The following is a 7,041-nucleotide window of genomic DNA, read 5'->3' as shown; positions in this document are numbered from 1 at the left end:
TCAATCAGTTCGCCATTCTGTTCGGCGAGCGGTTCACCAGCGCCATCAACTGAGATTTCTAACCGGCCTCAGCACACAAGATTTCTGACACGTCCCTCGTGCGACACATCATGTACGGAGTGTCTTGACCACTTCCACAACCAACATTTGAAGCCTCTGTTAGATAGAAAGTTAGCGTCCATGTTACTCAGGTATGCCATCAATGGCGTCGTGCCAGTTCCCGCTCCCATCAATGAACAGATTGGGGAATTGAGGCTACTCAGGGAAATTTTGGAGCTCGATGGCTTCCTCTGTGAGGAGTCCGCCGATATTGTCGGCACGAGGATGCCGTTAATCGTCCAAAAGGGCGAGAAGCGTCTTGCTGTGGCGACTTATCCATCGCTAATCATGGAGTCGAGCCTACGAGAAAAGTTAGACTTGAAAAATGTTTTCCTTGTTGACGATGCCCAACTAAGGATTGATGTGCCAGGCGTTCATTCCGCCATCAAGGCTCGCTCATAAGAGGGTACGCTGGGAGCACCTGCCTCACCCAGGTAGGCGATTGAACTGTCTAGAGGATGTATCGACTAGGCGGGGCAGCGTCGCTTTATCGCAGCCAGCGCCCCGCATGTTCAGAACGGCGAGGGCGGCACCGAGTATTGAAGTATTGAGCAGCGAAGCGGGAATTTCTTGGCGAGGGCGCGGCGGGAACGGGCTTTTCTTGGCCACAAAGCCGCTCCGCCAATGATTGGCCTTTCTCCCGCGGGTCGCCTAGCCGCATTGGTGAACACACCCGTAACACTGGGGTCAATGATTCTCGTTGCTCAAATCGTGAGCTGTTTCGGACTATCTCACGCGCTGCTACCTTCGTGGGCTGGTGTTCAACGCCTATGTACATGCACTCCAGCTACGCAACTGTCTCGGGCCGTATAGGGTCAATTCGAGGATGTAGTCGGCGGTGATGAGTTGCGTATGACCGCATTTGGCTTTAAGCGCTGCAGGTTCAGCAACCGAACTGGCTGGGTCTCGAGCCCAGCCAGCGTTCGCGTGCCGCCTTTGGGCTCTGCCAGCCAAGCACTCGCAAGCAACGGTGCGCGTCCGATGGGGAGGTGCGGCGACTGCGGCACGATTTTGCAACGACCTTCTCGGGAGCAGTTAGCTTCTTCGCCGATACTTCCTTGGTGGGGCCGTTTGGAGAGCGACCGCCTCCTTCGCTGCCGACGCTCGTGGCGGCCAACTACTTGGCGACGGCTTACATGGTCGACCAGACGGCGCGGACTATGGACAGCGCGATAGTTCATCTGCCAATTCAACCCACGCGTCCAATGTTCCGCTGACGAACCTCAAGGCGTTGGGGGAGCGAGTCGTTACCGAGGTGACTGATTCTAATCGAAAGATTAAGACCGAGGACGGGGGGCGAGACATGAAAGTGAGCCGCTACTGAGCGTTCGTGGCAACCTCAGTGGAACCTGGGACGTGCAAAACACGTCACTAAGCGATTGTAATAAATACAAACCCAATGCCCCTTTAAGGGGCGTCGGAAACATCTGATGGTTTGAAGCCACGGACAAGGTTAGCGGCGGACGGCTGTGAGCACCACAACCATGCCATCCTTGATGACCATGCGTGCTGGAGTTTGCCGGGTAGGCCCGTGTTGACCGGCCCTCGTCCCTTGTTTGTGCTGTACCGTTTCGACGAGTGCCTTTACGGACGTCGGCGACGCTCCAAGCAACGCGGTGCTGTAGATTTTACCGTCATGGCCCTTCATGGTCGACTCCCGGTTCGTTGTTTCAGTATAGTCCCAGTAATCAATTGGGTAAGCAATAGGTGTGCGCCGGCGCTCAGTTCCGAGAGCGAACGTTCACTGTAGGTATCTGACAGGCGTAGAAGCCCGGTGAATCCGTTGAAAGATAGCAGAATCACAGCGAAGGGCTGTTGATTTTCTCCTTCACAGGCCATCGGCAGTGCGACCGACGCACACGCGGCGTCATTGGAAGTCTCGGAATCAATGGCCCGTCCAACGAGTTCACCGACTGTGGAACCCACAGTCCGTTGCGGCCTGCTTTCGACGACGTAGTGGTCGTTCACTGAAGTCTGAGCACGAATCACGTCAGGTGCTTCAGGGTCAAATACAGTTACTTCGCCTGTCTTGAAGGCTCGGCCTGGGAGCCCTAGGCCGTATCCGAATGTCTCAACGCTTTGGTCGGCGCGACCCGCAACGCCGATTGGATGGAGCACGCCCGAATCGCGGTCGTAAGCAAAGAGGTAGGCCGCTAGGTGGTCGTAAAGTTCGCCTTCACGAGCGGGGTCAGCCGCCAGCAATTTGCTGGCTAGTTGAGAGCTCGCGATAAGGAAGTCCTGTATGCCTTGCGCTATCACTAACGCGTCCGCAGTCGCCGAGGAAAGCCGCTTCCGGACACCGGCTAGCGCACCTTCTAGTCGCTTGTGCTGGTGACTGCTTGTCCATTCTTTTTTTGGCACTTCCCAGAGAAACCGGTACGCCGAGCCCGGGTCCGGTGCAGGTATTCTGGCCAATATCATTTGGCTGCTATGCACGAGCGTTACCGACCCGCTAGGCATTTTTGACCATTCGTTCGCCGTTGCTCCGCGGTGCGGAGCCATCTGCAAGTCCAGTTTGGAGGGGATTTGCATGCCTGCAGGAAAGCGAAGCTGTAGGTATAACTCCTCAACTGCCAGACAATCAGGCACCGAGTAAATCATATGCTCCGTGCGCTCTCCGCTGAACTTCGGGTACATGTACGCATACTGAACGGAATCCAACGCAAACGCGTTGTTCGCCTGGTACGACATATAGAAATCAATCGGCTCATCATCAACTTGCAGCCCGCGCTCTCCGAAGCTTACGCGACAGCTCGCGTCTCCATTCGGCAGCCATCTAAAGCTAGTGGAAGCGGTCGGCCCTACGTGAGTGGAAATGGCGGCATTAGCAGTATGGATTTCACCCTGCTCGCATGAGGCAGGGAAATCATAGGGGAATTCCTGTATGGGCGATTTGGTTTTTACGCCAGCGAACTCCCGCGCAAGTAACGCGTTCCCAGACTCGTCGACAAGGGCCGAGTGAAACATGCGGTTGCAATATAGCTGCTTACTGACTTTGAGTCGCGCGAAGCTGCGCTGTGCATACTCATGCTCTGACGTGAGCTGGATTTCATCCTGGCGCTCAAAAGAGCCATCTTCCGAGGGTGCCTCATAAACGTCTATGGCGACCCGATGCGTACTCGATATTCGCAACACGTTGAAACTGTGCGGACGCTTTTCCGAAGAGTTATCCTCGGTGGGCGTGCCTGCTGCCAGTACGGATATCTCGCGGTCCGTCCCATCCCGAAGTCGCGTTTTGAGTCTCGCAAAGTGGCGATGGTGCTTGTGACCATGGAGCACCAAGGGCACTCGCCTCATCAGTAGTTGCTGCAGCAAGGTGCCCGCATTCTCCATAATCATCACCGACTCGTGCTTTGAGTCATAGGGGATTGGAAGGGGGTGATGGTGGACCGCTGCAATCCAGAACAGCGATTCATTTTTGGCCATCTCTTCTGTCTTTGCCCCACCATCAACTGCACCAAAAATGCTTTCGAGTCGTTGGGTAATCAATCCTGCAGGGAGCCGACCATGAGCACCGAATCTAGGGGTGCTTGCGGAATCGAAGCCGATAACGCCGACCCCAAGTTGTGGGTAGCTCCGGAAGTCACGCAAAAGCATGTCGCCCAAATGCTTGCCGAGGTTGGCGCTAACAGTAGCCCGCAAGACAAGGAATGCGAGGGCGAGGGCTCCAGCCGCGATAGAACTTTTTGTACAATCGAGATATACGAGACCGGCAGACGCTGCAGCACTGAGGGCGGCAAGTTTATATGCCCAGTTCAAAGCAAATAGACCTGTATATCGTGTATCGTGGTTGCCCGGTACGACCAGCAGTTCGAGATTGCCTTTTCCAGTATTCCGGCGCAGTTCGCTTCGAAGTTCGCGTAGTTGCCCCGCAGCCTTCTTTAAGGTCCAGCGCCACGGTGTATTTACGATGTCTCCGGTAACTACAACTAGGTCAGGGTGTACATCTTTCGCAACGGTGGTTAACGACCTCCACTTTCCATCCTGGAATGAGCCCCCAAAATGCAGGTCTGATAGATGCACTACTACGGTCTCTTTCATTCTCGCGCGTGTCTAATTTTTCAGTTTGGCTTCCCGACCCGTGCACCCAGTGGCTGCCGAGTTTTCGAGCGTAATGATATCAAGCTACAGGAATGTCGTTGCAAGTTCACACGAGACCGGTTTTTCGCCTGATGGCAATCGCAGCACAATTCGCTCGACAAGTTCGCGACATCCTCTCTCCTGTCCCTGCCGAAAACGCTAGGCGCTTCGGCGTAGTGGAAGCCAGCAGAGCCGCGACGGAAAATCCATGTGAACCGTGCTCGTGCAGAGCGACAGTCACCGACTCGAGCTATAGCGAACACAGCCCCGCCCGGCTTGGGGCATCGGACAGCATCAGCGGTGAGGTATCGGCGCCCTCATCACTCACCACAGGACCCCTCGCAGAACAGCGGCGGAATGAGCACGTCACTAGGATGTCACCGAAGCCACCGGTATGTTCCAAGCCGGTCGTATCAGCCAGTGCCTATCGGCTTATGTGACCTACCGCACATTTCTTCGCATTCTTTGGACACTTCCTCCTGCTATTTTCGGCGTACCGACCTAAATTAGACTGACAGAAGCTCTCCAAGCCGGCGACAGAGTACGTTGGGGGACATGATGCAGATGCTATTGCAACGTTCTACGCAGACGTCTCGGTCCGTGGAGGGGGAGCTGTCGGTTGACGGCGAGTTCCAATGCTTTACCTTGGAGCCCGCTGTTCGAGAGGTGTCCGGCCAGCCGGTCGGCTACTGGAAAGTGCCAGGGAAAACTGCAATCCCGATAGGCACCTACGCGGTCGAAGTTTCCTATTTCGCCCGAGACGGCTACTACAGTCCGATTCTTGACAATGTTCCCGGCTTTCTTGGGATTCGAATCCACATCGGCAACTTCCCACAGGATACCGAGGGTTGCATTTTGGTCGGAACTCAAATGGGCGACAACCAAGTGCTCAATAGCACGGTAGCGTTCGCTGCGCTAATGGCAAAGGTAAAGGCGGCGCAGCAGAACCAGGAACCCATTCAGATAACGGTCCAGCCGGCTCCAATACTCGCGGCTCAACCCGTTACGTCGACGAGCGCGTAGACAATCAACGGGTGCACGTGGTTTGATGAGGGACCTCGGGGTTTCTGTCTTGAGTTCGAGAGCGCGGTCCACTCAAACGACGAACGACATCCGTGCGCGAGCCCTCCTTAGAAGGTATTGCCGCCAAACGAGGTGACGGTACCGTTCGGTCTCTGGGCATATGCGTCACTTAGTTGAGGAGCAGGCTGCGAATTTGTTGCGAACATCACGAGGCATGGAGGGTAGCAAACATGAGCAATGTTGACGACTGCCCTGCCAGCTACGGTGTAACCGGCTTATTAGGTCGGATAAGTGCACACGAATCGGGTCGCCTGGAAATTCCGAAGTCGACGTTACGGAATGAGGGTGCGCGGACCGTGCGCTTATGGACACTGGTGGGCCTAGTTCAGCTTATAGGTCTCAGTTTATTGGCCGCGTGGCAGGACCGCATCGACCCAAGGAGTCTTGAGTTCAGGGTAATTTCCGTTGCCTCGATTCTGTCCACTTGGCTCGCAGCGGCCCCTTTTATCAGGTTTCTTGACCGAGGATGGTACGTTCGATATGACGAGTTTCAGAACGGACTAACCGACACGGCAATACGGGTCTATCTCGTAAATTTCTGGTCAAATCGCATCGCAAAGTACGGTATCACGGGAAGCTCGACTCGTGACACAACCTTGCGCGACATTGAAACTCTGACTTCGACAGAAACGCAAGCGCTGTTTGAGCGCGTATACATCGACCAATACGGGATTGGCCCTTTCATAGTACCGCTTTTTTTGACAGTTTCCATTGTCTTTGGACAGAGCATACTGGCTATGTATCTTGTCTTTGATTCGAAAACAATCTGGGGGGCTAGCACTGCACTGGTTGTTAGCGCTATAGCGGGCGCCTATCTGTTTTCAATTGGCGACGCAGTTCTGAGCGTACGCAAGCGAAGCTTGAACGTCTCTGACGCATATTGGTATTCACTAAGGTTGGCACTCGCTGTCCCTGTTGGAATTGCGTTCGGTTCGGGCAGTGGGGGTGTCGGTCACACCGCTATCGCATTTGCAATTAGCGCACTCCCCGTTGACGCTCTCGTTAAGACGATTCGGAGCCTCGCGCTCAGAGGTCTAGGTTCGCGAGCAAGCATAGAACTCCCGGACCAACTGATTTCCCTTCAGGGAGTCACTGCCGCCACGTCATCATTGCTCGCCGCAGAAGGCATTACATCAATTGAACAGCTAGCGTCCATGGACCCCATCCTTATTTCTATTCGAACGGGGCTGCCGTTCAAACTGGTATTATTTTTTGGTTCACAGGCCGTGGTCCGACGTAGACTCGGTGAAGGAGCGACGAACATCATATCGCTCGGCTTAGCCGATGTGGAATCCATTTGTCTCCTGCTAGCGAGATATGAAGAGCAATGCGGTCTGGTAATGCGGTCGCAGTCTCCTCTCCAAACATTCACCTCGGACAGCCGTACTTCGGCGCCGACGTCCAGTACAGCAGGCTCTGACCCACCAATGGGCGCGGACCCATCTGCAACGCGTCAACCATATCGTGATGCAAACAACGCTCCGGTTGCGGAATCGACTGCCGAGGTCTCGAGTAATACATACCCGGCAGTCGACGTTTCATCCAGCGACAGACTCCTTTATGGACGCAGCGTGCTCACAAAATACCCATTCGATGTTCTAAATGCGAAGTCGATTGTACTAGCCGCTGCAAAAGCTTTACATCCAACAGAAAAGTCGAGTCTGGATGTACTAGAAAGTGTCACACTCTTCCAATTTTCACTGATTCGCGATGACGCTTGCACGGGGTTTCTCATAGCTGAGTCGAATTGACGGCCTCTTGGTTCAACTTACTTCCGCA

4 protein-coding genes are annotated in these 7,041 nt (G+C 54.7%); 3 read left to right on the top strand and 1 reads right to left on the bottom strand.

Annotated features, from left to right (window positions below; translation table 11 throughout):
* The coding region (locus B0G73_RS40915; RefSeq protein ID WP_219907276.1) for a hypothetical protein at positions 1-501 on the top strand (501 nt) is incomplete at its 5' end.
* 1,242 nt (positions 502-1,743) lie between these two features.
* Here the strand turns inward: B0G73_RS40915 and B0G73_RS14725 are convergent.
* The gene (locus tag B0G73_RS14725) at positions 1,744-4,140 is read right to left on the bottom strand and encodes a metallophosphoesterase (protein WP_106281862.1); all 2,397 of its coding nucleotides are present in this window, start codon (positions 4,138-4,140) and stop codon (positions 1,744-1,746) included.
* Positions 4,141-4,734: 594 nt separating this feature from the next.
* Between B0G73_RS14725 and B0G73_RS14720 the strand changes: the two genes are divergently transcribed.
* Together B0G73_RS14720 and B0G73_RS14715 are read left to right on the top strand one after the other, a co-directional pair.
* Entirely contained in the window at positions 4,735-5,202 is a 468-nt protein-coding gene (locus B0G73_RS14720) for a DUF5675 family protein (protein ID WP_258193320.1), read from the top strand.
* Between the two features lie 230 nt (positions 5,203-5,432).
* Complete coding sequence (locus B0G73_RS14715; RefSeq protein ID WP_106281860.1) at positions 5,433-7,013, top strand: hypothetical protein; 1,581 nt, start codon at positions 5,433-5,435, stop codon at positions 7,011-7,013.
* The last annotated feature ends 28 nt before the right edge of the window (positions 7,014-7,041 follow it).

Origin of the sequence: Paraburkholderia sp. BL25I1N1, assembly GCF_003002025.1 — a bacterium.
Taxonomy (GTDB): domain Bacteria; phylum Pseudomonadota; class Gammaproteobacteria; order Burkholderiales; family Burkholderiaceae; genus Paraburkholderia.
This window is presented reverse-complemented; position numbering and strand designations above follow the sequence as displayed.